The sequence below is a fragment of the Tropicibacter sp. Alg240-R139 genome, from assembly GCF_900537075.1.
GTDB lineage: Bacteria > Pseudomonadota > Alphaproteobacteria > Rhodobacterales > Rhodobacteraceae > Falsiruegeria.
In genome coordinates, this window is the sequence record NZ_UNRA01000002.1 from 544,903 (window position 1) to 569,699 (window position 24,797).

The 24,797-nt window shown below is 58.0% G+C and carries 24 protein-coding genes; 11 read left to right on the plus strand and 13 right to left on the minus strand.

Annotated elements, in window-relative coordinates; genetic code table 11:
* Positions 1–8: 8 nt before the first annotated feature.
* The 8 genes from G6R15_RS10250 to G6R15_RS10285 form a co-directional block, all read right to left on the minus strand.
* Positions 9–977 carry a type II secretion system F family protein gene (locus tag G6R15_RS10250; protein ID WP_164659761.1) on the minus strand — a complete coding sequence of 323 codons (969 nt, stop codon included), beginning with the start codon at positions 975–977 and terminating at the stop codon, positions 9–11.
* 11 nt (positions 978–988) lie between these two features.
* Entirely contained in the window at positions 989–2,434 is a 1,446-nt protein-coding gene (locus G6R15_RS10255; protein ID WP_164659762.1) for a CpaF family protein, read from the minus strand.
* Between the two features lie 23 nt (positions 2,435–2,457).
* Positions 2,458–3,696 carry an AAA family ATPase gene (locus G6R15_RS10260; RefSeq protein WP_164659763.1) on the minus strand — a complete coding sequence of 413 codons (1,239 nt, stop codon included), beginning with the start codon at positions 3,694–3,696 and terminating at the stop codon, positions 2,458–2,460.
* A gap of 191 nt (positions 3,697–3,887) precedes the next feature.
* Positions 3,888–4,514 carry an OmpA family protein gene (locus G6R15_RS10265; protein WP_164659764.1) on the minus strand — a complete coding sequence of 209 codons (627 nt, stop codon included), beginning with the start codon at positions 4,512–4,514 and terminating at the stop codon, positions 3,888–3,890.
* Between the two features lie 16 nt (positions 4,515–4,530).
* Entirely contained in the window at positions 4,531–5,940 is a 1,410-nt protein-coding gene (locus G6R15_RS10270) for a type II and III secretion system protein family protein (RefSeq protein WP_164659765.1), read from the minus strand.
* A 192-nt stretch (positions 5,941–6,132) separates the two neighbouring features.
* The gene (gene cpaB / locus G6R15_RS10275; protein ID WP_164659766.1) at positions 6,133–6,990 is read right to left on the minus strand and encodes a Flp pilus assembly protein CpaB; all 858 of its coding nucleotides are present in this window, start codon (positions 6,988–6,990) and stop codon (positions 6,133–6,135) included.
* A gap of 278 nt (positions 6,991–7,268) precedes the next feature.
* Entirely contained in the window at positions 7,269–7,466 is a 198-nt protein-coding gene (locus G6R15_RS10280) for a hypothetical protein (protein ID WP_164659767.1), read from the minus strand.
* A gap of 94 nt (positions 7,467–7,560) precedes the next feature.
* Positions 7,561–7,758, minus strand: coding sequence for a hypothetical protein (locus G6R15_RS10285; protein WP_085796554.1), 198 nt, complete (start codon positions 7,756–7,758; stop codon positions 7,561–7,563).
* Positions 7,759–8,117: 359 nt separating this feature from the next.
* Between G6R15_RS10285 and G6R15_RS10290 the strand changes: the two genes are divergently transcribed.
* A complete protein-coding gene (locus G6R15_RS10290) occupies positions 8,118–8,936 on the plus strand; it encodes a lytic transglycosylase domain-containing protein (protein ID WP_164659768.1) in 819 nt (272 codons plus the stop codon).
* 50 nt (positions 8,937–8,986) lie between these two features.
* Here the strand turns inward: G6R15_RS10290 and G6R15_RS10295 are convergent, their stop codons facing one another.
* From G6R15_RS10295 to topA, 3 genes are all read right to left on the minus strand, one after another.
* Positions 8,987–9,616, minus strand: coding sequence for a 3-oxoacid CoA-transferase subunit B (locus G6R15_RS10295; protein ID WP_164659769.1), 630 nt, complete (start codon positions 9,614–9,616; stop codon positions 8,987–8,989).
* 12 nt (positions 9,617–9,628) lie between these two features.
* Positions 9,629–10,345, minus strand: coding sequence for a CoA transferase subunit A (locus G6R15_RS10300; protein WP_164659770.1), 717 nt, complete (start codon positions 10,343–10,345; stop codon positions 9,629–9,631).
* Positions 10,346–10,480: 135 nt separating this feature from the next.
* Positions 10,481–13,165 carry a type I DNA topoisomerase gene (topA, locus tag G6R15_RS10305; RefSeq protein WP_164659771.1) on the minus strand — a complete coding sequence of 895 codons (2,685 nt, stop codon included), beginning with the start codon at positions 13,163–13,165 and terminating at the stop codon, positions 10,481–10,483.
* Positions 13,166–13,297: 132 nt separating this feature from the next.
* On the opposite strand from topA, the gene G6R15_RS10310 reads away from it, so the two are divergent.
* Entirely contained in the window at positions 13,298–13,735 is a 438-nt protein-coding gene (locus G6R15_RS10310; RefSeq protein ID WP_164659772.1) for a hypothetical protein, read from the plus strand.
* A gap of 3 nt (positions 13,736–13,738) precedes the next feature.
* Here G6R15_RS10310 and dprA read toward each other — a convergent pair whose 3' ends face one another.
* Both dprA and tldD read right to left on the minus strand, forming a co-directional pair.
* A complete protein-coding gene (gene dprA / locus G6R15_RS10315; protein ID WP_164659773.1) occupies positions 13,739–14,890 on the minus strand; it encodes a DNA-processing protein DprA in 1,152 nt (383 codons plus the stop codon).
* 768 nt (positions 14,891–15,658) lie between these two features.
* Positions 15,659–17,080: a metalloprotease TldD gene (gene tldD, locus G6R15_RS10320; protein WP_164660272.1), complete on the minus strand. Its 1,422-nt coding sequence runs from the start codon at positions 17,078–17,080 to the stop codon at positions 15,659–15,661.
* A gap of 176 nt (positions 17,081–17,256) precedes the next feature.
* Between tldD and coxB the strand changes: the two genes are divergently transcribed.
* The 9 genes from coxB (at position 17,257) to G6R15_RS10360 (ending at position 24,751) form a co-directional block, all read left to right on the plus strand.
* On the plus strand, positions 17,257–18,093 hold the full coding sequence (coxB, locus tag G6R15_RS10325) for a cytochrome c oxidase subunit II (RefSeq protein WP_164659774.1): 837 nt from the start codon (positions 17,257–17,259) through the stop codon (positions 18,091–18,093).
* Between the two features lie 105 nt (positions 18,094–18,198).
* Complete coding sequence (cyoE, locus tag G6R15_RS10330) at positions 18,199–19,158, plus strand: heme o synthase (RefSeq protein ID WP_164659775.1); 960 nt, start codon at positions 18,199–18,201, stop codon at positions 19,156–19,158.
* Positions 19,155–19,319 (plus strand): hypothetical protein, encoded by a 165-nt coding sequence (locus G6R15_RS22730; RefSeq protein ID WP_205520505.1) that lies wholly within the window; start codon positions 19,155–19,157, stop codon positions 19,317–19,319. The genes cyoE and G6R15_RS22730 overlap by 4 nt, the downstream gene beginning before the upstream one ends.
* The gene (locus G6R15_RS10335) at positions 19,319–19,894 is read left to right on the plus strand and encodes a cytochrome c oxidase assembly protein (RefSeq protein WP_164659776.1); all 576 of its coding nucleotides are present in this window, start codon (positions 19,319–19,321) and stop codon (positions 19,892–19,894) included. Before G6R15_RS22730 ends, G6R15_RS10335 begins: the two co-directional genes overlap by 1 nt.
* A 23-nt stretch (positions 19,895–19,917) precedes the next feature.
* A complete protein-coding gene (locus G6R15_RS10340) occupies positions 19,918–20,730 on the plus strand; it encodes a cytochrome c oxidase subunit 3 (protein ID WP_164659777.1) in 813 nt (270 codons plus the stop codon).
* Between the two features lie 111 nt (positions 20,731–20,841).
* Positions 20,842–21,510 (plus strand): SURF1 family protein, encoded by a 669-nt coding sequence (locus G6R15_RS10345; protein WP_164659778.1) that lies wholly within the window; start codon positions 20,842–20,844, stop codon positions 21,508–21,510.
* Between the two features lie 6 nt (positions 21,511–21,516).
* A complete protein-coding gene (thrC, locus tag G6R15_RS10350; RefSeq protein ID WP_164659779.1) occupies positions 21,517–22,908 on the plus strand; it encodes a threonine synthase in 1,392 nt (463 codons plus the stop codon).
* Positions 22,905–24,167, plus strand: coding sequence for a pitrilysin family protein (locus tag G6R15_RS10355; RefSeq protein WP_164659780.1), 1,263 nt, complete (start codon positions 22,905–22,907; stop codon positions 24,165–24,167). Before thrC ends, G6R15_RS10355 begins: the two co-directional genes overlap by 4 nt.
* Positions 24,167–24,751: a GNAT family N-acetyltransferase gene (locus G6R15_RS10360; protein ID WP_164659781.1), complete on the plus strand. Its 585-nt coding sequence runs from the start codon at positions 24,167–24,169 to the stop codon at positions 24,749–24,751. The genes G6R15_RS10355 and G6R15_RS10360 overlap by 1 nt, the downstream gene beginning before the upstream one ends.
* The last annotated feature ends 46 nt before the right edge of the window (positions 24,752–24,797 follow it).

Sequence of the window (24,797 nt, forward strand, 5' to 3'; positions counted from 1 at the left end):
TCCCTCCTTCAGACTTTGATGTTTGTAAGTGTGCGCATGACGAACAGATTGATCGACAGCAAAATACCCACGATGAAACAGGCAGGAATGAAATATTCGTGGTCCATCACACCATCATAATAAGCGGGGTCGTTAACCAGGATCACACCCAGTGCGATCAACGGGAAGGCCGACAGGAATTTGCCCGACCACTGCGCCTCGGCGGTGATGGCTTTTACCCTGCGGAACAGGCGGAAACGCGCCCGGATCACCTTGGCCAAACCGGCCAGAACTTCGGCCAGATTACCACCCGATTGCTGTTGGATGGTTACGGCTACGGACAAAAAGCGCAAGTCCTGCATGTCCAGACGCTCGGCCATTTCTTTCAGCGCCTCGCCGATTTCGCGGCCATAGGCGCTCTCATCCGCGATGATGCCAAATTCTGTTGCGATTGGATCCTCGGATTCCTTGGCAACAATTTGAATAGCAGACACAAAGGGATGACCCACCCGCAGCGAACGCACCATCAATTCGACGGCATCCGGCAGCTGCTCTTCGATCATGGACATCCGTTTTTTGGCTTTGCCGTTGACCCAGAAGTAGACCGCCCCGACACCGATCAGAACTGAGGCACCGGCCCGCAGGGGTACTTCGGTTTCTGTGCCGATGCTCAACCCGACAAAGGCGATGCCCGCCAGGCCAGCCATGATCAACATCAGTTGTCGTGGGGTGAATGCAATCGCCGCCTTCTGTGCCTTTTCCGCTAGCAGCGAATAGAGCGGGATAGACGTCGATTTCATGTGCTGCTGCATTTCCTTGCGCAGCTGTTCCAGGACCTGTTCGCGGCCCGCACCCTTGTCCAGCATCTCCAACCGGCGGTTCACCCGGCTGTTCAGGCTGATCGATTTTCCAAACGCCACCAGATAGATGCCTTCGACAAGGGCGAGGACGCCGATGAAGATCAAGCCATAGATGATCGGTTCTGCACTCAGTTGCATGGCATGTCCCCTTACATGTTCGTCGGTTCATAGATGGACGCGGGCAGGTCATACCCCCACATCCGAAACCGCTCGGAAAAGTGGCTACGTACGCCAGTTGCCGTGAAATGGCCGATGATCTTGTTGTCTGGTGTCAGGCCAACGCGCTGGTAGCGAAAAATTTCCTGCATCGAAATCACGTCGCCTTCCATGCCGGTGATCTCGGTGATCGAGGTCATGCGGCGCGAGCCATCTTGCAGGCGGCTGGCCTGTACAATCAGGTTCACAGCTGACGAAATCTGCGAGCGTACGGCCTTGATCGGCATCTCGATTCCCGCCATGGCGATCATGTTTTCCAGTCGGCTGACGCCATCGCGCGCAGAGTTCGCGTGGATCGTTGTCATCGAACCGTCGTGGCCGGTGTTCATGGCCTGCAACATGTCGATCACCTCCTCGCCGCGCGTCTCGCCCACGATAATGCGGTCTGGGCGCATCCGCAGGGCGTTTTTCAGACAGTCGCGCGGGGAAACCTCGCCTTTGCCTTCGACGTTGGGCGGGCGGCTTTCCATCCGACCGACATGGATTTGCTGTAGTTGGAGTTCCGCCGTATCTTCGATCGTCAGTATGCGTTCGTCGTTGTCGATGAACGAGCTCAGCGCGTTCAGCGTGGTGGTCTTACCCGAACCAGTACCGCCTGACACGATGACATTCAAACGGGTCGAAACCGCAGCCTGAAGGTAGGCGGCCATTTCTTCTGTAAAAGCGCCAAAATTGACCAGGTCATCAATGCCCAGTTTGTCTTTTTTGAACTTACGAATGGACACCAGCGAGCCATCTACAGCAACCGGCGGAACCATCGCGTTGAAACGCGACCCATCAGCCAGACGGGCGTCAACGTAAGGATTGGATTCATCAACGCGGCGACCCACGGCCGACACGATCTTGTCGATGATCCGAAGCAGGTGCTTTTCGTCTTTAAAGGTGACATCGCTGAGTTGCAGCTTGCCTGCGCGTTCCACAAACACCTGTTGCGGGCCGTTAACCAAAATATCGTTGACCGTTTCGTCCTGCAGAAGGGTTTCGAGCGGGCCCAGGCCGGTGACCTCGTCATAGAGGTCCTTGTTCAACGTCGTGCGATCCTCGCGGTTCAACACAATGCCCTTGGTTTCCAGGATCTCGCTTGTAATCGTGCTGATTTCCCCGCGCAGTTCCGTCTCAGAGGCATGTTCAAGCGCGGCGAGGTTCAGGTTTTCCAGCAATTCACGGTGCAGCTCGATCTTGATCTCGCCCATACGCTCTTTGCGTTTGCGGTCCTTTTCGACTGGTTTGGCTTCGGCTGCCTTGCTTCCCGTAGGCTTGCGCAGGGACGCCGGAGTCGCCTTAGGTTGGGGCGCACTTGAGGCAGTTTCGACTTTTTTGACAGGCTTGGTCGGCTGAACTAGCTCTGCCTTGTCATTTTTTTTGTATCTCGAAAACATCTCGGTCCCCCAATTTTAATCGTTTACGCGGCTTCAGCATCGCTGCGACCTAAGTCATGCAGGGATTGCGCCAGCTTGGCGATTTCCTTGCGCAGCGGGTTTTTGGCCGCGGATGAGGCTAATGGCAGGCCGTGATCAGCGCCTTGCGTAACCTGCTTGCCCCCATCTGGCAGTTGCAGGTCGATGGAAATGCCCAAGGATTCACCCATCCGCTTGACTCGGCTCTTTCCGCTCAGGTCGGTGAACTTGGGCGCTCGGTTCAGGGCAAAACGCAGCTTGTTGAACGGCAGATCCTCAGATTGCAGGGCCCGTTTCATGCGCAGGGCGTTTTGGGCTGACCGCATATCCAGCTCGATCAATGCGAAATAGACATGGGCGGCCTGCAAGACCGTCTCGGACCATTGGACCAATGTCTTGGGCATATCGACGATGACATAGTCAAAATGCGCGCGCGCCATTTCGATCACGCGCTCGATGTCTTCGGGCGCGATGATGTCCAATGGAACCATGTCCGCAGGTGCGGTCAAAACTTGCAGCTTGTCTTCAAAGCTCAGCAGGGCCTGGCCAAAGACCTCTTCATCCATGCTGTCGGTGTCCGACAGCATTTCAAACACGGCTTCGCGACGTGGCAGATCCAAATATGTAGAAATCGACCCGTATTGAAGGTCCAGGTCCAAAAGGCAGACACTGGGCGCTTCGTTTTTGTCAACATTCGCCAGTTCCCACGCCAGGTTCACAGCCAGGGTCGTGGCCCCGCTGCCACCGGCCAATCCCTGAACAACAATCAGCGCTCCTTCTTTCGAGCTACCGGATTTCAGCTGCGCTGTGTTGTGTTGGGACTGGTTCACCTCGGGTTCGGGCGAACTCAGCCGTTCGATGGCCGACTGCAATTCGTGTTCAGGTAAAGGGTAGGGGACAAATTCATCCGCACCCTTACGCAGCAACTGGTGCAACGACGCTGGGGTCACATCCTCGGCAATCAGAATGACCTTTACGTCTCGGGATTTGGCCTGGGCGATGATTTCGCCCATCAGAACCAGATTGTCCTCGTCGTCACCATCAATGGCCAACGCGATGAACTCCAGCGATTCCGCTTCAGGTTGCCCGAAAAAGGCCAGCGCCTCGGCAAACCCCAGGTCCCCCCAACTTTCACCAAGCGCAGTTTCCATGTCTTCGATCAGCAGATCGAAATTCTGCACGTCCCTGCTGACCGTACAGGCCAGGATCGGGCTATTTTCTGCTTGTGGCGCTACACTGCTCATTGCCTTCATCCTCTTTACGGGGGCATCTGGTACGAGCTTGCCCAGCTCGGTTCAGATACCGTCGCGCAGCCTGAAATCGGTCGCACGTCACCTATTGGAAGCAATGTCGCTGTGAAGTTGGGCGAGATTTGGGCCGAAACAAACCAATTGTAGGGAATTGGGCGACGATACCGCCCAAATCACCGGGATTGTTATTCGGTAAAGCCACCTGCGCTGCTGGTGGTGGTCACCTTGCTCGGTGCCTCGGCGCTCTTGACGTAATCGCGATAAATGATTTGCGCATATTTTCCATCCAAAACAGTGGGATGGCGGCCGACAAAACCCGATACTTCGGTCACAGTGCGGCGATTGCGGCGATCCCGATCGACCGTGTTCACCAAAGGTTTAGTCTCACCAAACGAGGCCAAAGCTTCTAGCCGCGAACGCTTGATGCCTTGCCCGGCAAAAAAGGCGACAACGGCCTGAGCGCGCCGCAATCCCAGACGTTTGTTATACGCGGCCGAACCGACGGCGTCGGTGTGGCCATAAACCCGGAATTTCACCTCAGGGAATTGGCTGATGAAACTGGCTTGCTTAAGCAAGGTTTGACGGGCTGTGTCATCCAGAGCTGCACTGTCGAAGGCAAAGTTGATTTGCGTGGGGACTTCGCGGGCGAATCTGTCTGCCAGGGTCTGGGCGAAATTGCGTTCGCCGTTCTGCATCTGCGTATTGTTCAGTGTGGCGTTGCCGAACGTACCAGAATCAACCTCATACCCGGCTTCGCGACCACAGGCTGCGACGGCAACCATCAAACCCAGTGAGACAACCCATTTATGCATCGGACCCATCCCTTGTTTAGTCCAGCACGTAGCCATACGAGCCGCTGAAATCCTGCTTGGCCACTTCCGAGGCCGCCCCGCCGCCTGCACGATCTGTGCTTGATACCTGACCATACAGGAACAGGCCGTTTTCGCTTGGCGGTTTCACCCGATCTGTCGGCAGGGCCAGCGCCTCGCCTCGGGTGGGGGTGACCAGATGCGCAGTTATGATGATCACCAGCTCGGTTTGGCTGCGTTGGTAATTTGCGCTGCGGAACAATGCACCCAACACCGGAACGTCACCGATCCAGGGCAATTGCGAGTTGGCGTCCAGGAATTCGTCTTCGATCAGACCGGCAATTGCAAAACTTTCGCCATCGCGCAATTCCACTGTGGTCGATGTTTCTCGGCGGGCAAACGCCGCGATATTGAACCCGTTCACAACAACGCTGTTGTTGGGGTCCAGCGACGACACGGCCGCTAGCAGTTCCAAATTGATCAGATCACCGTCCAAAACGCGCGGGATAAAACTCAGCTCGATGCCAAAAGGTTTGTATTCAACGGAAAATAGGCCGTCACGCTGCGCCACCGGGATCGGATATTCGCCACCGGCCAGGAACTTGGCTTCTTGGCCCGACAGCGCGGACAAGTTGGGTTCCGCCAACGTGCGAACCACGCCTTTGCGTTCCAACGCTTCGATCAGCAAGCGAATCTGTGTCGCACCGGCGCTGAATCCGAACAGGATTGCTCCAGTGTTTTGGTTAGAGGCGGGGATGTTGCCGTTCAACGCGCCCGTTAGGTTGGGCTGGTTGTTCAAGGTGTTGATACCACCCGTGGCGTCACCGCCGCTGAACCCAAGCGAGGCGCTCAGTGATTTCGACACTGATCTCTGCATTTCAGCAAAACGAACTTTGAGCATGACCTGCTGAACACCGCCGACACTCATCAGGTTCGACACACGTTCGGGCGCATAGCGTTCGGCCAGATCCAGGGCCCGTTGAAGGCGTTGCGCGCTGGAGACCGTGCCAGACAGCACGATGCCGTCGTTTGCAGTGCGCACTTCGATCTTTTCGCCCGGCAGGATCTGTCCCAGACGCTCTTTGAATTCGGTTACATCAGCTGCCACGCGCACGTTCACGTTGGTGATCAGGCGACCAGTGGCATCCAAAAGGGTCAGGGTTGTCAGACCGGGTGATTTGCCCAGGACATAGATCGTGCGATCCGACAAGGACGAAATGTCAGCGATACCGGGGTTGGCGATACTGAGTTCCGCAAAGGGTTCATCGCTTTCGACAACCACCGCGCGGTTCATCGGCACATCCAGCGTTGCTGCGGTGCCTTTTTTAACAACGCGCAGGTTTTCTGCCTGCGCCACGGATCCAATGATCGGGGTACACGTCAGCGACAGCCCCAGCAGGGCTGCTTTGATCCATCCATCAGTCTTCATGTGACCTGCCTCTCCGATCACGCCTCAAATTCGGGTCTTGTTGCCCGTTCTTTGGGACACTGTGCGCCAGTTCCATTTTTTTTGCAAGAATCAATGGTTTCCGGCGTGTTTCTTATGTGTGGTCCAAGCAACAACACAAAAGAGGTCTGCGCGAAATGCGCTGACCTCTTTCAGTAACTAGCTGATTTTGCGTCAGTTTGTGCAGGGGATCGGGATTTCCATAACTTCGGCGCCACGACGGGTTCGAATGGTGCAAACCTTCTCTTCTGCCTGTTGTGGTGCTGCTTCGAGCTCGCCCAATCCCAGCAGCGAGCGCTGGTTCACTTCGATGGCCGAGGCGATGGTGTCGTCTTCGGCGCCTACCAGCGACAGTGACAAACGCCCTGTGGTCTGTGCTTGCGCCAGCGCCGCGACCTGCTCGGGTCGGGCTGAAACGGTGACGGTGCGGGCGATGGTGGCGCCAGTCAGGTCGCCGCCTGCGATCTGGTCGACGGCGATCAGGTTGATGCCAGCCTGAATCAGGCGCGTGACCTCACCCCGGGCTCCTTCGACTGTGTCGCCGATACTGCCCGTCCAATAGACGTCGACGCGGTCACCGGGCCGCAGAAAGCCGGATACGCCCGAGGACACGTCAACGCGGATCGCAAAGGCACGCATGCCGCGCTGCAACTGCGATGTCAGGCCTGCATCTTCGCCAGGGGCGGTGACCTTGACGGCCATGATGGCCTCATCCTTTTCCATCGCGCGTAAAACGAACCGGTTGTCTTCGGTGTTCTCAGGGAACAGCACTTTCATTTCTGAAAAAGAGCCCTCTGGCATGGCACTTGTGGGCCATTTCACCACACGGACATCATCCTGATCCAGTCGCTCGCCGTACCGCAACGCACGTGTGGCAACAAAGACATCCTGAGTTGGGACAACCGCTTGTCGTGCCTGACGTTCTCTTGCCAGCTCAGTTTTATGAGCGGTGATGTACTTCTGTGCCATCATCACGGCACCGCCTGCCAGGGCGACGCCCACGATTAACACCAATCCAAACACTGCACGCATGATTGTACCTCTACTTGATATATTATTCGCGACTTCGAGGTAGACCCCCCTCGACGCAAACACCCATGCTCAAAGCTATTGGCCAATTGTGTCACAAAGAGGGACAATGAGGGCCATTTCGGTGTTTGTTGTTTAGGTTTTGTAACAACTGTGACGGGGTAAAATGTCTTGGTATCAGGCTGGCCTGACATGCCGAAAGCAGCCTTCTGGCTGCGATCGGGCTTGCGGCTCCAGGAACTTAGGAACCAATCGAAGCCGTTTTTTGAGAAGTCGAAGGTTTATTCGCCACCAACGGGGACTGCTACGGTCGAGCTGCTGAGTGAACTGTTCAGCGCCGAGGATACATCCCCGGTAGGCCCGTGAAGCGAGGCGATCGTTGCCCCTGCCAATCCGACGACTGCGGCGCATAACACAACCCAGTCGACAGTAACCGCGCCATCTTCATCCCTGAAGATATTCTTTACTTTTTCCCACATGACAATTCCTCTCTGGGCAGCTGTATGAGGAACAAAAGGCCGCGCCTTGATCAAGACGCGGCCCTTCGAAAACTTTTGGCTCTAGGCCGAAATATTACTCGCCGCCAACAGCAGTTGCCACGGTCGAGTTGGTCAGGGCGTTGTTGACGTCGGTCGACAGGGCGCCAGTACCGCTGTTGATGCCCTGATAAGCAACGCCAGCCAGTGCAACAACAGCTGCGGTCAGAACGACCCAGTCAACAGTTACGGCGCCGTTTTCGTCTTTGCGGAAATTTTTGATGAACTTGATCATGGTATGTCCCTCCTAAAGGATCACTTGGATTTGGTTGTCTCACCCTCGGCGACCTTCGAACCTGCTCTCTCTCGTTGGCCCGTGTCCGCCGTGGTATGAATGTATATTTGCCTGTACCGCGTGGCAGGATTTGGGCCAAAACCAGAAAATTCCTGCCCGAATTTAACTTTTTGCTCAGAATCGCGGTAACTATCTGAACTTTAACGGAAAAAAACTTTTGATTTATTCTATTCAACCTATACGGCGGTGCAAAATGGTGCCAAATGGGGCGAAATCGCCCTATTTCGGCGGGTTTTTCTGGCTTTTGAGCGCCTTATCGGGAAGAAAAAACAAAAAAACATATCAATGAGGCGAGCAGAATGAACCTCAGAATAATCCTATTGGGCGTAAGCGCGCTGTTTTTGGCGATTCCTGGCGTCGGAGTCGCGCAATCGCCGACACCGTTTCCTGAATTTCAGGCCAAACGACTCAAAGCTCCGCCAAAGGGCAGCCGCCCAAAGATCACAGTTCAAATCGACCCGACGCAGCAGGTGCGCCCGACAAAAGCGAAACCGGTCGGAGAGACTCCTGACTCGCAGGCTACACCTGATGCACCCGGGACATATGCGTGGTTCTGGGACAAGGTTTCCCCTGATCTGAACAAATCAGGCCCCGGTCGCTTGGAAGAGGCAATGCACACGTTGGCTGCTACTGGTGGCGTATCGGTCCCACGGCTGCAGTTCATGCAGGACATCGCAAAGGAACGTGGCATCCCGATTCTGCGCTCTACAGTGGGAACAGACGTGTCACCGGCGTTGGTGCTGGCTGTGATTGCTGTTGAATCGGCGGGCAAATCGGATGCGGTCAGCGGGGCAGGGGCGCAGGGTTTGATGCAACTGATGCCTGCAACTGCTGCCCGCTTTGGTGTCAGCGACAGTCTGGAGCCTGACGAGAACATCGCAGGTGGGGTCAAGTATCTGGACTGGCTGATGGGGGAATTCGGCCATGACCCGATCATGGTGCTGGCGGGCTACAATGCGGGCGAGGGGTCAGTTAAGCAGCATCAGGGTGTGCCGCCCTATCCTGAAACGCGCGACTACGTGCCCAAAGTGCTGGCGGCCTTTCAAGTTGCGCGCGGGCTTTGCGCCACCCCGCCTCAGTTGATCTCGGATGGCTGTGTGTTCACGGGCATGAACTAAAAAAGGCCCGCCGTTGTCGGCGGACCTTTCTATTCAAGCGTCAACGCTGATCAATCCACGATCGTGGCCTGAGTCGCCGCGCGCAGGTCCTCTTCGGTGACACCGTCGGCGGTTTCCACGATCTTCAAGCCACCCTCGACCACGTCCAGAACGCCCAGGTTGGTGATGATGCGGTCCACAACCGATTTGCCGGTCAGCGGCAGAGTACATTCTTTCAGCACCTTGCTGTCGCCGTGCTTGTTGGTGTGGTCCATGACGACAACCACGCGGCCAACACCGGCCACCAGGTCCATCGCGCCGCCCATCCCCTTGACCAGCTTGCCGGGGATCATCCAGTTCGCCAGGTCGCCGTTTTCGGCAACCTCCATCGCGCCCAGGATCGCCATGGCGATCTTTCCGCCACGGATCATCGCAAAGCTTTGCGCACTGTCGAAATACGCGGTCTGCGGCAGTTCGGTGATGGTCTGCTTGCCTGCGTTGATCAGGTCAGCGTCTTCGTCCCCCTCAACCGGGAAGGGGCCCATGCCCAGCATGCCGTTTTCCGACTGCAGGGTCACTTCGACACCCTCGGGGATGTAGTTGGACACCAGCGTCGGAATGCCGATGCCAAGGTTCACGTACCAGCCGTCTTGCAGCTCTTGTGCCGCGCGGGCGGCCATTTGATTACGGTCCCATGCCATGATGCGGTCTCCTTATGCTGCCGGGCGCGTGGTGCGCTGTTCGATGCGTTTCTCGTGCTGCCCTTGGATGATGCGATGCACATAGATGCCGGGCAAGTGGATCGAATCCGGGTCCAGCGAGCCGGTGGGCACGATTTCTTCGACCTCGACAACACAGACTTTGCCGCAGGTGGCGGCCGGCGCGTTGAAGTTGCGCGCGGTCTTGCGGAACACCAGGTTGCCGGTCTCGTCCGCTTTCCACGCCTTTACGATGGCGAGATCCGCAAACATGCCTTCTTCCATGATGTAGTCTTCCATCGCGCCGTCAGGGCCGGTGGGGAACTGCTTTTCCATCTTGCCGTCGGCGATCACGGTGCCCACGCCAGTCTTGGTAAAGAAGCCAGGGATACCCGCACCACCGGCGCGCATACGCTCGGCCAGGGTGCCTTGGGGGTTGAACTCCAGCTCCAGCTCGCCCGACAGATACTGGCGCATGAACTCGGCGTTCTCGCCCACGTATGAGCTGATCATTTTCTTGACCTGTTTGGTCTGCAACAGGATGCCGATGCCGAAATCATCGACGCCTGCGTTGTTGGACGCAAATGTCAGATCCTTGGTGCCTGCTTCTTTGATGGCGTCGAGCAGCAGCTCGGGAATGCCGCACAGACCGAACCCACCGGCGGCGATGAACATGCCGTCGTGCAGCAGCCCGTCGAGCGCCTCGGCGGCGTTGGCGTAAACTTTCTTCATGGAAAACTCCCCCAATGACTTGGTGATCAGAGGCGTTGTGCCGCCGCGTCACGGTGAAGTCAACAAAGCGCGGGGCGCGCTGGTATTTCTACCTAATCCCTTGGCTGGACCTGATGGCCCGGCCAGGAAAGGTCATTAGCTTTCAGCTGCTTTCTTCGCTGCCGGTTTCTTGGCCGCAGTCTTTTTGGTCGTTGTCATTTTGGCGGCGGGTTTCTTCTTGGGCGCCGCTTTCTTTTTGGTACCCTTCTTGGCCGCCTTTTCGTTGACCAGTTCAACGGCCATCTCGACAGTCACATCCTCGGGCTTGACGTCCTTGGGCAGGGTCGCATTGACCTTTTCCCATTTCACATAGGCCCCATAGCGCCCGTCCAGCACGCTCATCGCGCCGCCATCGGGGTGATCGCCCAGTTCCTTAAGCGGCTTGGCCGCAGCCCGCCCGCGCCCACGCGGGTTGTTGCGTTTTTCGGTCAGCAGCTCGACGGCGTGGTTCATGCCGATCTCGAACACATCGTTGGGGTCTTTGACGTTGGCATAAACCGGCTTCGCCTCATCCGGCAGCTGGTGCATGATATAAGGGCCGAACCGGCCAAAGTTCGAACTGATCATGCCGCCTTCGGGGTGTTCGCCGATCTGACGTGGCAGACTCAGCAGAACCAGCGCCTTTTCCAGATCCAGATCATCTTTGGACCACCCACGCGGCAAGGACGCGCGCGGCGGCTTCTTGACCTCTTCAGTAGGTTCACCACGCTGAACATAAGGACCAAAGCGACCCGCCTTAAGCCAGATCTCGTCCCCCGCGTCTTCGCCCAGTAGGCGTTCATCCCCCTCGGCACCCTCACCAGCGATCGGGCGGGTGTAGCGGCATTCGGGATAGTTGCCACACCCGACAAACCCGCCGGTGCGCGAGGTTTTCAGATGCAACTGACCGGTTCCACACTTGGGACAGATACGCGGGTCGCTCCCATCTTCACGCGGCGGATACAGCTGCGGCGCCAGCGCCTCGTCCAACTTGTCGAGCACTTCAGAGATGCGCAATTCAGACGTTTCTCCGATCGCGGCCGAGAAATCGCGCCAGAATTTGGCCAACAGCTCTTTATAGTCCCCGTCACCCGCGCTGATATGATCCAACTGGTTTTCCAGGTTCGCGGTGAACTCATACCCGACATACTGGCGGAAGAAGTTCAGCAAAAAGATCGTGACGATCCGGCCTTTTTCCTCGGGGATCAGGCGGTTCTTGTCCTTGCGGACATATTCGCGGTCCTGAATCGTGGTCACGATGGATGCATAGGTCGACGGACGTCCGATGCCCAGCTCTTCCATCCGCTTTACCAGAGTCGCCTCGGTGTAACGGGGCGGGGGCTGCGTGTGGTGCTGCAAGGCCAGCACGGATTCGTTTTCGGCCAGGATCGCCTCTTTTGCGATCTTGGCTCCTTCGGTCACCTGCACTTCACCGCTCGCCTTGGCGAACTGATCCGCCAGCGAGGTCTTGGCAAAGATTGCCGGTTCACCCTGCATGATCTGAGGCAATCGCTTGTCGACTTCGTCCCCAACGTCATCGCGACCTTCTTCATAGACGCGCATGAAACCGTCAAACAGCACGACCTGACCAGTGGCGCGCAGGCCAACCTGACCATCATCGCTGCCCACTTCAACCGTGGTACGTTCCAACCGTGCCGCTGCCATCTGACAGGCCAGCGTGCGTTTCCAGATTAGGTCATAAAGCTTGCGCTGATCGTCTTCGATTTTTAGCTGAGAGGCATCCTTTGTCATATCCGTTGGGCGGATACACTCGTGTGCCTCTTGCGCGTTTTTGGCCTTGTTCTTGTACATGCGCGGGCTGTCGGGCACGTATTCCGCGCCGTATCGATCCGCAATCGCATCGCGCGCGGCTGTCACCGCCTCGGGTGCCATGTCGATGCCGTCGGTCCGCATATAAGTAATGTAGCCCGCCTCATACAGACGCTGCGCCGTGCTCATGGTCTGGCGCGCACCCATGCCGAACTTGCGGCTGGCCTCTTGCTGCAAGGTTGAGGTCATGAACGGGGCAGACGGGTTGCGGTTTGCAGGCTTTGCCTCAACCGATTGCACGCTCAAAGCACGCGACGTGATCGCCTGCACCGCCAGCTCGGCTTGCGTGGCGTTGGTCAGGTCCATCTTGTCGAGCTTATTGCCCGCCAGTTTGACCAACCGCGCCTCATACGTCTGACCGCGCGGCGTATCGAATACTGCCTTGACCGACCAGTATTCCACCGGTTTGAAGGCCTCGATCTCCATCTCGCGTTCGACGATCAGACGCAGACAGACCGATTGTACCCGACCTGCCGATTTCGCGCCGGGCAGTTTGCGCCACAACACGGGCGACAGGTTGAACCCCACCAGATAATCCAGCGCGCGCCGGGCCAGATAGGCCTCGACCAGCGGCATGTCGACTTCGCGCGGGTTCTGCATCGCCTCGGTCACGGCGGATTTGGTGATCGCGTTGAACACCACGCGGCTGACAGGCGTGTCCTTTTTGATCGAGCGGCGCTTGGTCAGCGCCTCTTGCAGGTGCCAGCTGATCGCTTCTCCCTCGCGGTCGGGGTCGGTTGCGAGGATCAGTTCGTTGTCTTCTTTCAGCGCATCCGCGATGGCTTTGACATGTTTTCGGCTGTCGTTTCCGACCTCCCATTTCATGTCAAATTCGTTGTCGGTATCGACCGAACCATCCTTGGGTGGCAAATCGCGGACATGGCCGTATGAGGCCAAAACCGTGTAGTTGGAGCCAAGATACTTGTTGATTGTTTTGGCCTTGGCTGGCGATTCTACAACAACTACGGGCATTTAGATGAAAACCTCATTCAACGGACACGGCGCGTTCTATGGCCGGGCAAGATGTGGGGTGCAAGGGCCGATTGTCAATCCGTGCGATTTCAGCGCAGGATTGACGAAGCGTTTTTGGCACAGGAGGCACGAATGCGTTTGGCTTGGGCACTTGTGATTGCGGCGGGTTTTGCCGCCCCCGCACACGGCTGGGAGGAACCGGCCCGCGGCAGTCAGGCTCGGTCGGACTTGATGAGCGCCGTGCGCCCCCATGTGGAATGGCACCTGGGTGCACCGGTGCAATTTGTGGTCAATGATCTGCGAGTAGATGGGGATGTCGCCTATGGATCGTTGTCGCCGCAAAGGCCGGGTGGGGCTGCGATTGATGTGTTTTCTACTCCAGCTTATCGCAGGGGGTCACTGTCATACGAAGAGTTGGACGGTCTGCGGTTCCACGTACTTTATCAAAAATCTGGCAAGGTCTGGGTGGCGGTGCACTGGTCGATGGGCGCCACGGACGTCTGGTGGGCCGTGTCCGAACTCTGTGCGGTCTGGCGCCCTGTGACGCCTGAGGTCTGTCAGGGCCTTTAAGTATCAATGCGCTAATGACAGCAATCCGCCCGCCTGCCGGTTGATCTTGCCATCCAGTTCCAGATCGACAAGCGCAGGGCCGACGTCGCCAGCCGAGATCTGCAAATCGCGGATCAACTGATCTTCGGCCACGGGTGAAGGTCCCAGCCGGTTCAGTATCTGAGTGTGAAGTTTTGCGGTTTCCTGCAACGTACGCTTGGGTGTCGGGCGTGGGGTCTCGTGCAGGGCTTGATCCAGATCGAGCTGCGATTGTTCAGGTTCGCGTATCGGCAGAGCCGCGATCACATCATCTGCGTTGCGTACCAATTGCGCCCCGTCTCGGATCAACATGTTGCAGCCCGCCGCGCGCGCATCAAAGGGGTGACCGGGCACTGCCAGAACCTCACGCCCTTGATCCAGGGCATCACGTGCGGTGATCAGGCTGCCGGATTTGGCAGCGGCCTCGACCACAACAACGGCCTGCGACATGCCGGAAATGATGCGGTTGCGGCGCGGAAAATGACGAGCTATCGGGCGCATGCCCATCGGTTGCTCGGAAACACGCAGGCCTTGGTGGGCAATATTATTGGCCAGCTCCGAGTTCTCGGCTGGATAGATCACATCCACACCACCCGCCATCACAGCAACTGTCCCGGTCTTGAGCGAGGCCAGATGCGCTGCCGTATCAATCCCACGCGCCAGGCCCGAGACAACGACATTGTCTTTGGCGCCCAGGTCGTGGGCCAGCGCGCGGGCCATACGCGCGCCCAAAGAACTGCAATTGCGCGCGCCGACCATCGCGATCATCGAATGGTTCAGCAACGAAGTGTCACCAATCGCCCACAATAGCGGCGGTGCGTCTGAGATTTCGGCAAGGAATGCAGGATAGAGAGCATCGCCCAGGCACAAAAGCCGCGCTTTGGCGGCCTTTGCGGCCTTGAGCTCTGCGTCAATGACACCGGTTGGACAGATTTCATAGTCCTGTTCACCGGCTGCGCGTGCCACTTCGGGCAACGCGGCAAGCGCGTTCTGCGCTGTGCCATGTTCGCTAATAAGTCGCCGAAACGTTGTCGGCCCGACCCGTCGCGAGCGCAAAAGACGGAGCCACGAAAACCGATCCTCTTCCGTGGTGGGTGGGAGTGGGGGGTGATTGGAAGAATGCTGTTCCTCGGTCATCCGGTGCTCCGCCTTGTTGCAATTCAAGGTTTACAGGTGAGGAGGTTAACGCGCGGTGAATCGACTAAAATTTTTCCCGTTTCTTCGGGGCGTTTTCCAAGAAATTACCGCTTCCAATTGAAAATAAAGGAAAAACATAGTGCCGCGTTCCACATTCCTAAAGGGAACACCATAGCCGCGACCTTTCCGCACGAATCACAAAGATGAAACGGTTACCGCATTCAGGTATCGCCACATGTTATCCATGTTCTTACGTAACATTATGACTCAAAAATAGGAACGCATTCAAACCGGCATACGCATCGAAAAACGGTTATTGAAAACCCTCAAGGCGCTCGCGGAACACCTTGATATGTCCCTTGGTGACATGATCGAAGGCATGGCGCTGCACAGCTTCAAGGGAAAACCACCTTTTATCGGGTGAAACGCTAGAGAAGATCGAACAACTCAAAGGTATCTATGACCTGGATTGGACAGTCGCCGACGGCCACATGTTCAAAAGAACGACACATGACTCAGCCGTCGGTTCCGAACTCACCCAGCGTTCAAAGAGAATCGCATCGACAACACGCAGTTCAGGCGTGCCAAATATTTGCGGATCGCGTATGAACTGCTGCAGAAATACGATTTCATTGATGCCGCTGCGACGTATGCCAAAAGATGTGCTGGCGCGGTGGTACTGCGAGGGCCGATTGACCTGGGACACCGCGCGCAGCGAGTTTTTGATGCCAGCACCGACGCTGGATACCCGCGCAGCCTGAGCCCGCGTCAGGCCGCAGAGCCGCCCACCGTCAAACCGTCCATCAGCACGGTGGGCTGGCCAACGCCCACGGGCACCCATTGACCGTCCTTGCCGCAATTGCCCATGCCAGGGTCCAGCGCCATGTCGTTGCCCAGACCCCGGATACGTTTCAAAGCTGACGCCCCATCCCCGATCAGGGTCGCGCCCTTGACGGGTGCGCCGATCTCACCGTTTTCAACGCGGTACGCCTCGGTGCAGGAAAACACGAACTTACCATTGGTTATGTCGACCTGGCCGCCGCCAAAACCCACGGCCCAGATGCCGTCCTTGATCTGCGCCACCAGATCTGCCGGATCGGCCTGACCGCCCAACATATATGTGTTGGTCATGCGCGGCATCGGCTTGTGCGCATAGCTTTGTCGCCGCCCGTTGCCGGTGGGCGCGACCCCCATCAGCCGCGCATTCTGGCGATCCTGCATGTACCCTACCAGAATGCCATCTTCGATCAGCGTTGTCTTGTTGGATGGCGTGCCTTCGTCATCCACGGTGATTGATCCGCGTCGATCCGGGATGGTGCCGTCATCCAGCACGGTCACGCCTTTGGCGGCCACTTGCTGCCCCATCAAACCGGCAAAGGCCGAACTGCCCTTGCGGTTAAAATCGCCCTCCAGCCCGTGACCGATGGCCTCGTGCAGCAGGATGCCGGGCCAGCCGGGGCCAAGCGCCACTTCCATCACGCCCGCAGGGGCAGGCACAGCCTCGAGGTTGACCAAAGCCACCCGCAGCGCCTCTCGCGCCTTGGCTTGCCAGTCGACCGGATCGATCAGCCCGTCCAACCCCACGCGTCCACCGCCCCCGGCGCTGCCGGATTCGCGACGACCATTCTGTTCCACGATGACGGATACATTCACGCGGGTCATCGGGCGCACGTCGCGCACATGCACCCCATCGGGGCGTAAAATCTCGACTTCTTGCAGGGACGCGGCCAAAGATGCCGAGACCTGCACAACGCGCGAATCCAGATCGCGGGAAAACGCATCAATCTCGCGCAGTGTTTCGATCTTGATCGGAAAGGAAGCGGATTCGATCGGGTCGGCGTCGGTATATAAATGTGTGTTGGTGCGGGCAGGGGCCTCGGCCAGGGTGCCGCCGCCATCGCCCACGGCAAGACGCGCGGTTTCAGCCGCGCGCTTCATTGCGGGGATCGAAACCTCGGTCGAATGGGCATAGCCGGTTACATCGTCCCGGACGGCGCGCAGGCCGAATCCTTCTGAGGCATCATAAGACGCTGACCGCAGCCGCCCATCGTCAAACACCAGCGATTCGGATTTTCGCCGCTCTACAAAGACTTCTCCATCATCGGCCCCATCGGTTGCCCCTTGCAGGACAGACAGGGCGTCATCCATGGGAAGAACGGTTTCAAAAGGGCGAAAGGTGTCTTGGGACATGCGCGGGGCCTCGTTCATTTGATCCAGATCAAAAATAGCGTCTGTTTGACGCAAGCATTTTGCTTTATCTGCCACCCGGAATATGATTTTTAGCGTCGACAAAGACAATGGGAGCGGTGCGTTTTGATTCACCGTGCCCCGTCAGAGACAAAAAGATCAAACGATCAGGACACGAAATGAAAAACCTTTTCACGCTTACGGGGCTGTTTGCCACACTTCTCAGCCTGCCCGCCGCGGCGCAAGATCTGGAAATCATCGGCAAGCCCGTCGACGGCGCCATGGGCTTTCAGCCTGCGGCAACTGGTCTGGCCTCCGAATTGCACTGGTTGGACAACCTGCTTCTGATCATCATCACAGTGATCTGCTTGTTTGTTGCCGGTCTGATCCTTTACGTGATCCTGCGCTTCAACCGCCGGTCCAACCCGAACCCGTCGTCGTTCACCCACAACACCCCGATCGAGATCCTGTGGACAATTGGCCCCATCCTGATTCTGGTCTTCATCGGCGCGTTCAGCCTGCCGGTTCTGTTCAACCAGCAGGAAATTCCCGAAGGTGACATCACCATCAAGGTGACCGGTTATCAGTGGTACTGGGGTTATGAATATGTCGACCACGAGTTCGGCTTTGAAAGCTTTATGTTGGACCGCGAAGGTCTGGAAGAAGCAGGTTACAGTCAGGATGAATACTTGCTGGCCACCGACACCGCCGTTGTTGTGCCCGTTGGCAAGACCATCGTGATGCAGGTGACAGGTGCCGACGTGATCCACTCGTGGACCATCCCGGCCTTTGGCGTAAAGCAAGACGCGGTTCCCGGTCGTCTGGCCGAACTGTGGTTCAACGCCGACAAAGAAGGCATCTACTTTGGTCAGTGTTCGGAACTGTGTGGCAAAGACCACGCCTATATGCCGATCACCGTCAAAGTGGTCAGCCAAGAAGTCTATGATGAATGGCTGAAAGGTGCGATCGAGGAATATGCGGGCCTTCCGCAGACCTATCAGGTCGCCTCGAACTAAAGCTCGAATAAGAACGGGCGGGGTGCGGTTGACGCGCCCCAATACACCGAAAGTGACATGTAAAGTGCGCCAAGCGGCGCATTTTTCGCCCCCGAAGGACCCAAGATGACCGACGCAAGCATCAACGCCAGCACCCAGAGCCAGACACAAGGCTATGAGGATGAGGCCAGCTTTGGCGACTATTTCGCGCTGCTCAAGCCGCGTGTGATGTCTCTGGTCGTGTTCACAGCCTTTGTTGGCTTGGTGGCTGCCCCTGTATCGGTGCACCCGGTTGTGGGTTTCTGCGCGATCCTGTTCATCGCCATCGGTGGTGGCGCGTCCGGCGCCCTGAATATGTGGTGGGATGCGGACATCGACCGCATCATGAAACGCACCAAGGGCCGCCCGATTCCATCCGGCAAAGTGCAGGAAGGCGAGGCGCTGAGCCTGGGCCTGGCACTGTCGGGCATGTCGGTGATCATGCTGGCGCTGGCGACAAACCTGTTTGCTGGTCTGTTCCTAGCCTTCACCATTTTTTTCTATGTCGTCATTTACTCGATGTGGCTGAAACGCTCCACGCCGCAGAACATCGTGATCGGCGGCGCTGCGGGTGCCTTCCCGCCCGTGATCGGCTGGATTGCGGCAACCGGGTCGATGGCGGTCGAGCCTTGGCTGATGTTTGCGTTGGTGTTCATGTGGACCCCGCCGCATTTCTGGGCCTTGGCGCTGTTCATGCGCTCGGACTATGATGATGCAGGCGTTCCGATGCTGACCGTGACTCACGGTCGCCGTGCCACCCGAGTACATATTCTAATCTACACCGCCCTGCTGGCGCTGCTGGCTGTCGGCGCGTCTTTCTCGGACATCGGCGGCCCGATCTACCTGACCGTGGCCGTAGTGCTGAACGCTATGTTCCTACACGGCGCCTGGAAGATATCACGCCGGAACGAAGATGATTCCGAAGCCGACAATTTCAAGGTCGAGCGCAGCTTCTTCAAGCTCTCTCTGTTGTATCTGTTCCTGCACTTTGGCGCGATTCTGGCCGAAGCTGTCCTGAAGCCCTACGGTCTGGGAGGCTGGTCATGAGCCTGCGCAAAGAACATGAACTGCACGGCCGCCGCTATGGCCGCAATCTGGGTGTGGGCCTGACGCTTGCCGCCTTCATCGTGATCGTATTCAGCTTGACAATCGTCAAGGTATCGCGCGGCGATTTTCAGGTGGTGCCGAGCGAACAGGTGCAGAACTGATGGCGATGAGTGGTCCGCAGAAAACGGTGATGCAGACCGTCGGCGTGGTTGTCCTGATGGGCGGCCTGGCCTGGGCGTCAGTGCCGTTTTACGACTGGTTTTGCCGGGTCACTGGCTTTGGCGGCGTGACGGGTGTGGCCCAAACCGGGTCAGACACCATTCTGGACCAGACCATCAAGATCCGTTTTGACGCCTCCAAAGACCGCGACATGCCGTGGGAATTCAAGCCGGTCGAACGCACCATGGAGGTGCGCATCGGCGAAACCGGGCTGGCGTTCTATGAGGCCTACAACCCAACCGACCGCCCCGTTGCAGGGCAGGCGTCCTACAACGTGACGCCTTATGCAGCGGGTGGGTACTTTGACAAGATTCAGTGCTTTTGTTTTGAGGAGCAGGTGCTGCAACCGGGTGAACGGGTGCAAATGCCCGTGACCTTTTTTGTCGATCCTGAAATCGTCGAGGATCGAGAAGCCAAGTATGTTCATACGATCACGTTATCGTATACATTCCACGAAATTGATCTGCCCGAGGGCTATGCCGCCCTTGATACAAAAGCAGACATGAACACGAACTAAGCCGGTAGGTGAGGGACACTGAAATGGCACACGCTAAAAACCACGATTATCATATTCTACCGCCTTCGGTCCTGCCTCTTCTGGGCGCGATCGGTGGCTTTATCATGCTGTTCGGCGCCGTACTGTGGATGCACGACATCACGCCTTACATGTTCTGGATTGGCCTGGTGCTGGTGCTTTACACAATGTTCGACTGGTGGTCCAAAGTTGTGGTTGAAAGCCGCGTAGGCGATCACACCGCAGTTGTCCGCATCGGTCTGCGTTATGGCTTCATCCTGTTCGTGATGTCCGAAATCATGTTCTTCTTCGCGTGGTTCTGGTCGTTCTTCAAACATGCCATGTACCCGATGCAGGACTACATCGGCACCGAATACGTGCAGCCCAACATCCACGTGGTCGACGCTTTCCACCTGCCGCTGATCAACACCGTTGTTCTGCTGCTGTCGGGCTGTGCCGTGACCTGGGCACACCACGCTCTGGTGCATGAAAACGACCGCAAGGCGCTGATCCAAGGGCTGGCCATTGGCATTATCCTGGGCATCGCGTTCACCGCGCTGCAAGCGTTCGAATACTATGAGCTGCTGGCGCACGAAGGCTGGAAGTTCGGCGACGACATCTTCTATTCGAACTTTTTCATGGCCACCGGTTTCCACGGCTTCCATGTTCTGATCGGGACCGTGTTCCTGACCGTCTGCTTGCTGCGCGCCATGAAGGGTGACTTCACCCCCGAGCAACACGTCGGGTTCGAGGCCGCCGCCTGGTACTGGCACTTTGTTGACGTTGTCTGGCTGTTCCTGTTCTTCGCCGTCTACCTCTGGGGCCAGTCGGTTCTGTAATTAGGGGCGTCGAGCGGTTGCAAAACGGCTGACAACACGTAACAAGCACAGCGCGCGGGCAAGTCCCGGGCGCTGTTTTCGTATCACCACCACGCGCGTACAGGGCACATCATGGGCCGTTTCCTCTTTCTGCTGATCATCGTGGTCGCTGGCCTTGGCGTCTTGCTGTATCTGGGCGCATGGCAGGTGCAGCGCCTGGCGTGGAAAGAGGGCGTGCTGGCCGAGATTGAGGCGCGCATTGCCGCTGATCCCGTGGCCGTGCCCGACCAAATCGACCGCGAGCGTGACCGTTATCTGCCCGTCACCGTGACGGGCGAGATGCTGCCGGGGGAAATCCACGTTCTGGTCTCAGTTAAACGCGTCGGACCCGGCTATCGCATCCTTGCGCCCTTTGATAACGGCACAAGTGTGATCATGATCGACCGCGGCTTTGTCCCGCTTGAGGACAAGAACACTCTGCGAACCCTTGGCCCCATGACCATCACCGGAAACCTTCATTGGCCGCAAGAGATCGACGATTACACACCCGATCCGGACGTGGAAAAAAACATTTGGTTCGCGCGCGAGGTCGACATGACCTCGGCCGTATTGGGCACCGATCCGATCCTTTTGATCGCGCGGTCCAAAACCGACCCCAATGTGACGCCCTTGCCTGTCGACACCAGCGGCATTCCCAACGATCACTTGCAATATGCAGTTACATGGTTTGGCCTGGCCCTTGCCTGGGCCGCCATGAGCGCATTTTTCCTGTGGCGCACCCGCGCCCGAACTGAGAGCTAGAGAGCGATGAAATACATCTCGACCCGCGGCCAAGCGCCCGAACTGACTTTCGAAGAGGCCATGCTGACGGGCCTGGCGCGGGACGGCGGCCTGTATGTGCCGGCCGACATTCCGACGATGAGCCATGACGAAATCGCCGACCTAGCGGGCAAATCTTATGAAGAGGTCGCCTATCGCGTCATGCGCCCCTTTGTGGGCGACAGCTTCTCGGATCAGGAATTCCGCGCCATCATCGACCGCGCCTATGCCGTCTTTGGCCATGATGCCCGCGCACCCTTGGTGCAGCTGAACGAGAACCATTACCTGCTAGAGTTGTTCCACGGCCCCACGTTGGCGTTCAAAGACTTCGCCATGCAGCTGATCGGCCAGCTGTTCCAGGTGGCCCTCAAACGCCGTAATGACCGCGTGACTATCGTGGGCGCGACCTCGGGCGACACCGGCTCGGCCGCGATGGAGGCGTTCAAGGGCCTCGACGCGGTCGACGTCTTCATCCTTTTCCCCGATGGCCGCGTGTCCGAAGTGCAGCGCCGCCAGATGACCACGCCGCCAGAGGCCAACGTGCATGCGCTGGCGCTGGATGGAGATTTCGACGACTGCCAGTCTGCGGTCAAAGAGATGTTCAACGATTTCGACTTCCGCGATGGCGTCAAGCTGGCGGGCGTGAACTCGATCAACATCGCCCGCGTTCTGGCGCAGGTCGTCTATTACTTCACCTCCGCCGTCTCGCTGGGTGCGCCACACCGCAAAGTCAGCTTTACCGTGCCAACGGGCAACTTTGGCGACATCTTTGCGGGCTTCATCGCCAAGCAGATGGGCCTGCCGATCGACCGTTTGGTCGTGGCGACCAATCAGAACGACATCCTGCACCGCTGCCTGAGCGGGCAGGGCTATCACAAGGGCGAGACGATTCCGTCGATCAGCCCCTCGATGGACATTCAGGTCAGCTCAAATTTCGAACGCGCGCTCTACTTTGCTTATGACCGCGACGGCAGTGCCGTGGCGCAGCTAATGGATGAACTAAAATCCGGTGGCGGGTTCGAAGTCAGCCAAGGCGCGATGGAAGCGTTGGGCGAGCAATACGACTCAGGCCGCGTCAGCGAGGACGAGACACTGGCGACGATCAAATCGACATTGGCGTCAAGTGGTGAGCTGCTTTGCCCGCACTCGGCTGTTGGTGTGATGGTGGGTGAAGCGCAGCGCGACACCGCCACTCCGATGATCACCCTTGCCACAGCACACCCTGCCAAATTCCCGGCAGCGGTTGAGAAGGCAAGCGATGTACATCCGCCTCTTCCCTCTCGCATGTCTGATCTATATGAACGCTCGGAACGGATGACCCGCGTTGCCAATGATCTGGGCGTCCTGCAATCCCATATCAAAGAGCATATCGCCAAGTGACAGTAAGACAGGATCAGCTGAGCAACGGTTTCCGGATCGTCAGCGAACACATGCCGGGGCTGCAATCAGCCTCGATCGGGATCTGGGTGTCAGCCGGCGCCCGCCATGAACGCATCGAGCAGAACGGCATCGCGCATTTCCTTGAGCATATGGCGTTCAAGGGCACGCAGCGGCGCAGTGCCTTGCAAATCGCCGAGGCTATCGAGGATGTGGGCGGCTACATCAACGCTTACACCTCTCGCGAGGTGACCGCGTATTACGCCCGTGTGCTCAAGGCGGATGTGCCGTTGGCGATGGACGTGATCGGAGACATCGTGATGAACCCGATCTTTGACCCCAAAGAGATCGAGATCGAACGCGGTGTGATCCTGCAGGAAATCGGTCAGGCGGCGGATACGCCAGACGATGTGATCTTTGACTGGCTGCAGGAGGAAAGCTATCGCGACCAACCCCTGGGCCGGACCATCCTTGGCCCGACCGAGCGGGTGAGCAATTTCACCCGCGAGGATCTGTCGGGCTTTGTCGCCGAGCATTATGGCCCCGAGCAGATGATCCTGTCCGCAGCTGGTGCCGTGGACCACGACATGCTTGTGAAACTGGCCACCGAAATGTTCGGCCACCTACAGCCCCGCAAGGGTTTGATCGCCGATGCCGCGCGGTTCACCGGCGGCGAAGCGCGCCAGCTCAAGGATCTGGAGCAGGCTCATTTTGCGCTGGCGCTGGAAAGCCCCGGCTACCGCGACGACCAAATCTACACCGCGCAGATCTATTCCAGCGCGCTTGGTGGTGGCATGTCGTCCCGTCTGTTCCAAGAGGTCCGCGAAACCCGCGGTCTTTGCTATACGATCTTTGCCCAGACCGGCGCTTACGCCGACACCGGCGCCACGACAATCTATGCTGGCACGTCTGGCGAGCAGGTCGCGGAACTGGCAAGTATCACCGTTGACGAGATGAAGCGCGCCGCAGATGACATGTCCGATCAGGAAGTCGCCCGTGCGCGTGTTCAGATGAAGGCCGGGATGCTGATGGGGCTGGAAAGCCCGTCAAACCGCGCCGAACGTCTGGCCCGTCTTGTGCAGATCTGGGATGAAGTGCCTTCGCTTGAAGACACTGTTGCGCACATTGATGCGGTGACAACCGAAAATGTTCGTACCTTTGCCGAGCAGATGGCTGTCCGGGCGCCGGCTGCCCTCGCCGTCTATGGCCCGGTCGACGCGGCACCGTCGCTGGAGGAGTTGCAGCGGAGGCGCGCCGCCTGATGCTTTTGTCCAAGCGCAAGCTGAAGATCGAGACCGAACGTCTGAGCCTGCGCCCGCCGGTGCACTCTGACTTTCGCGAATGGTCTGCCTTGCGCCGGTCAAGCGAAGCTTACCTGACCCCGTGGGAACCCAGTTGGGCCCCCGATCACCTGACCCGCAAGGCCTTTACCAACCGGGTCTATTGGGCGCAGCGCTCGGTGTCGGGGGGCACCGCGATCCCGCTGTTCCTGTTCCGCCGCGACGATGAACGTCTTTTGGGCGCCATCACGCTGGACAACATTCGCCGCGGTCCTGCACAGGCAGGCACGCTTGGCTATTGGACCGGTCAATCCTACGCGCGCAAGGGCTATATGCGCGAAGCCATTGGCGCGATGCTGCACTATGCTTTTGCCCGTCTTGATCTCAGCCGGATCGAGGCTGCCTGTTTGCCAGAAAACGCCGCCTCTCGCGGGTTGTTGGAAAGCTCAGGCTTCAAATACGAAGGCGTGGCGCAGTCCTATTTGCAGATCGGCGGGCGGTGGCGAACACATGTTCTGTATGCGTCACTGCGCAGCGATCGGCGTGGAAAAACGGACGTGGGTTGATTGGAGTGCTGTCGGATTGGGGCGCTGCCCCAAACCCCGGAGTATT

Bases quoted from the DNA above. Each gene is read 5' to 3' on its own strand.
- G6R15_RS22730 (WP_205520505.1), top strand. From the start codon at position 19,155: ATGAGCCTGCGCAAAGAACATGAACTGCACGGCCGCCGCTATGGCCGC.
- G6R15_RS10295 (WP_164659769.1), bottom strand. From the start codon at position 9,616: ATGGCATGGGACCGTAATCAAATGGCCGCCCGCGCGGCACAAGAGCTG.
- G6R15_RS10285 (WP_085796554.1), bottom strand. From the start codon at position 7,758: ATGATCAAGTTCATCAAAAATTTCCGCAAAGACGAAAACGGCGCCGTA.
- thrC (WP_164659779.1), top strand. From the start codon at position 21,517: ATGAAATACATCTCGACCCGCGGCCAAGCGCCCGAACTGACTTTCGAA.
- G6R15_RS10265 (WP_164659764.1), bottom strand. From the start codon at position 4,514: ATGCATAAATGGGTTGTCTCACTGGGTTTGATGGTTGCCGTCGCAGCC.
- tldD (WP_164660272.1), bottom strand. From the start codon at position 17,080: ATGTCCCAAGACACCTTTCGCCCTTTTGAAACCGTTCTTCCCATGGAT.
- G6R15_RS10345 (WP_164659778.1), top strand. From the start codon at position 20,842: ATGGGCCGTTTCCTCTTTCTGCTGATCATCGTGGTCGCTGGCCTTGGC.
- dprA (WP_164659773.1), bottom strand. From the start codon at position 14,890: ATGACCGAGGAACAGCATTCTTCCAATCACCCCCCACTCCCACCCACC.
- topA (WP_164659771.1), bottom strand. From the start codon at position 13,165: ATGCCCGTAGTTGTTGTAGAATCGCCAGCCAAGGCCAAAACAATCAAC.
- cpaB (WP_164659766.1), bottom strand. From the start codon at position 6,990: ATGCGTGCAGTGTTTGGATTGGTGTTAATCGTGGGCGTCGCCCTGGCA.
- G6R15_RS10360 (WP_164659781.1), top strand. From the start codon at position 24,167: ATGCTTTTGTCCAAGCGCAAGCTGAAGATCGAGACCGAACGTCTGAGC.
- G6R15_RS10340 (WP_164659777.1), top strand. From the start codon at position 19,918: ATGGCACACGCTAAAAACCACGATTATCATATTCTACCGCCTTCGGTC.
- G6R15_RS10250 (WP_164659761.1), bottom strand. From the start codon at position 977: ATGCAACTGAGTGCAGAACCGATCATCTATGGCTTGATCTTCATCGGC.
- coxB (WP_164659774.1), top strand. From the start codon at position 17,257: ATGAAAAACCTTTTCACGCTTACGGGGCTGTTTGCCACACTTCTCAGC.
- G6R15_RS10270 (WP_164659765.1), bottom strand. From the start codon at position 5,940: ATGAAGACTGATGGATGGATCAAAGCAGCCCTGCTGGGGCTGTCGCTG.
- G6R15_RS10260 (WP_164659763.1), bottom strand. From the start codon at position 3,696: ATGAGCAGTGTAGCGCCACAAGCAGAAAATAGCCCGATCCTGGCCTGT.
- G6R15_RS10310 (WP_164659772.1), top strand. From the start codon at position 13,298: ATGCGTTTGGCTTGGGCACTTGTGATTGCGGCGGGTTTTGCCGCCCCC.
- G6R15_RS10255 (WP_164659762.1), bottom strand. From the start codon at position 2,434: ATGTTTTCGAGATACAAAAAAAATGACAAGGCAGAGCTAGTTCAGCCG.
- G6R15_RS10290 (WP_164659768.1), top strand. From the start codon at position 8,118: ATGAACCTCAGAATAATCCTATTGGGCGTAAGCGCGCTGTTTTTGGCG.
- G6R15_RS10335 (WP_164659776.1), top strand. From the start codon at position 19,319: ATGGCGATGAGTGGTCCGCAGAAAACGGTGATGCAGACCGTCGGCGTG.
- G6R15_RS10280 (WP_164659767.1), bottom strand. From the start codon at position 7,466: ATGTGGGAAAAAGTAAAGAATATCTTCAGGGATGAAGATGGCGCGGTT.
- cyoE (WP_164659775.1), top strand. From the start codon at position 18,199: ATGACCGACGCAAGCATCAACGCCAGCACCCAGAGCCAGACACAAGGC.
- G6R15_RS10300 (WP_164659770.1), bottom strand. From the start codon at position 10,345: ATGAAGAAAGTTTACGCCAACGCCGCCGAGGCGCTCGACGGGCTGCTG.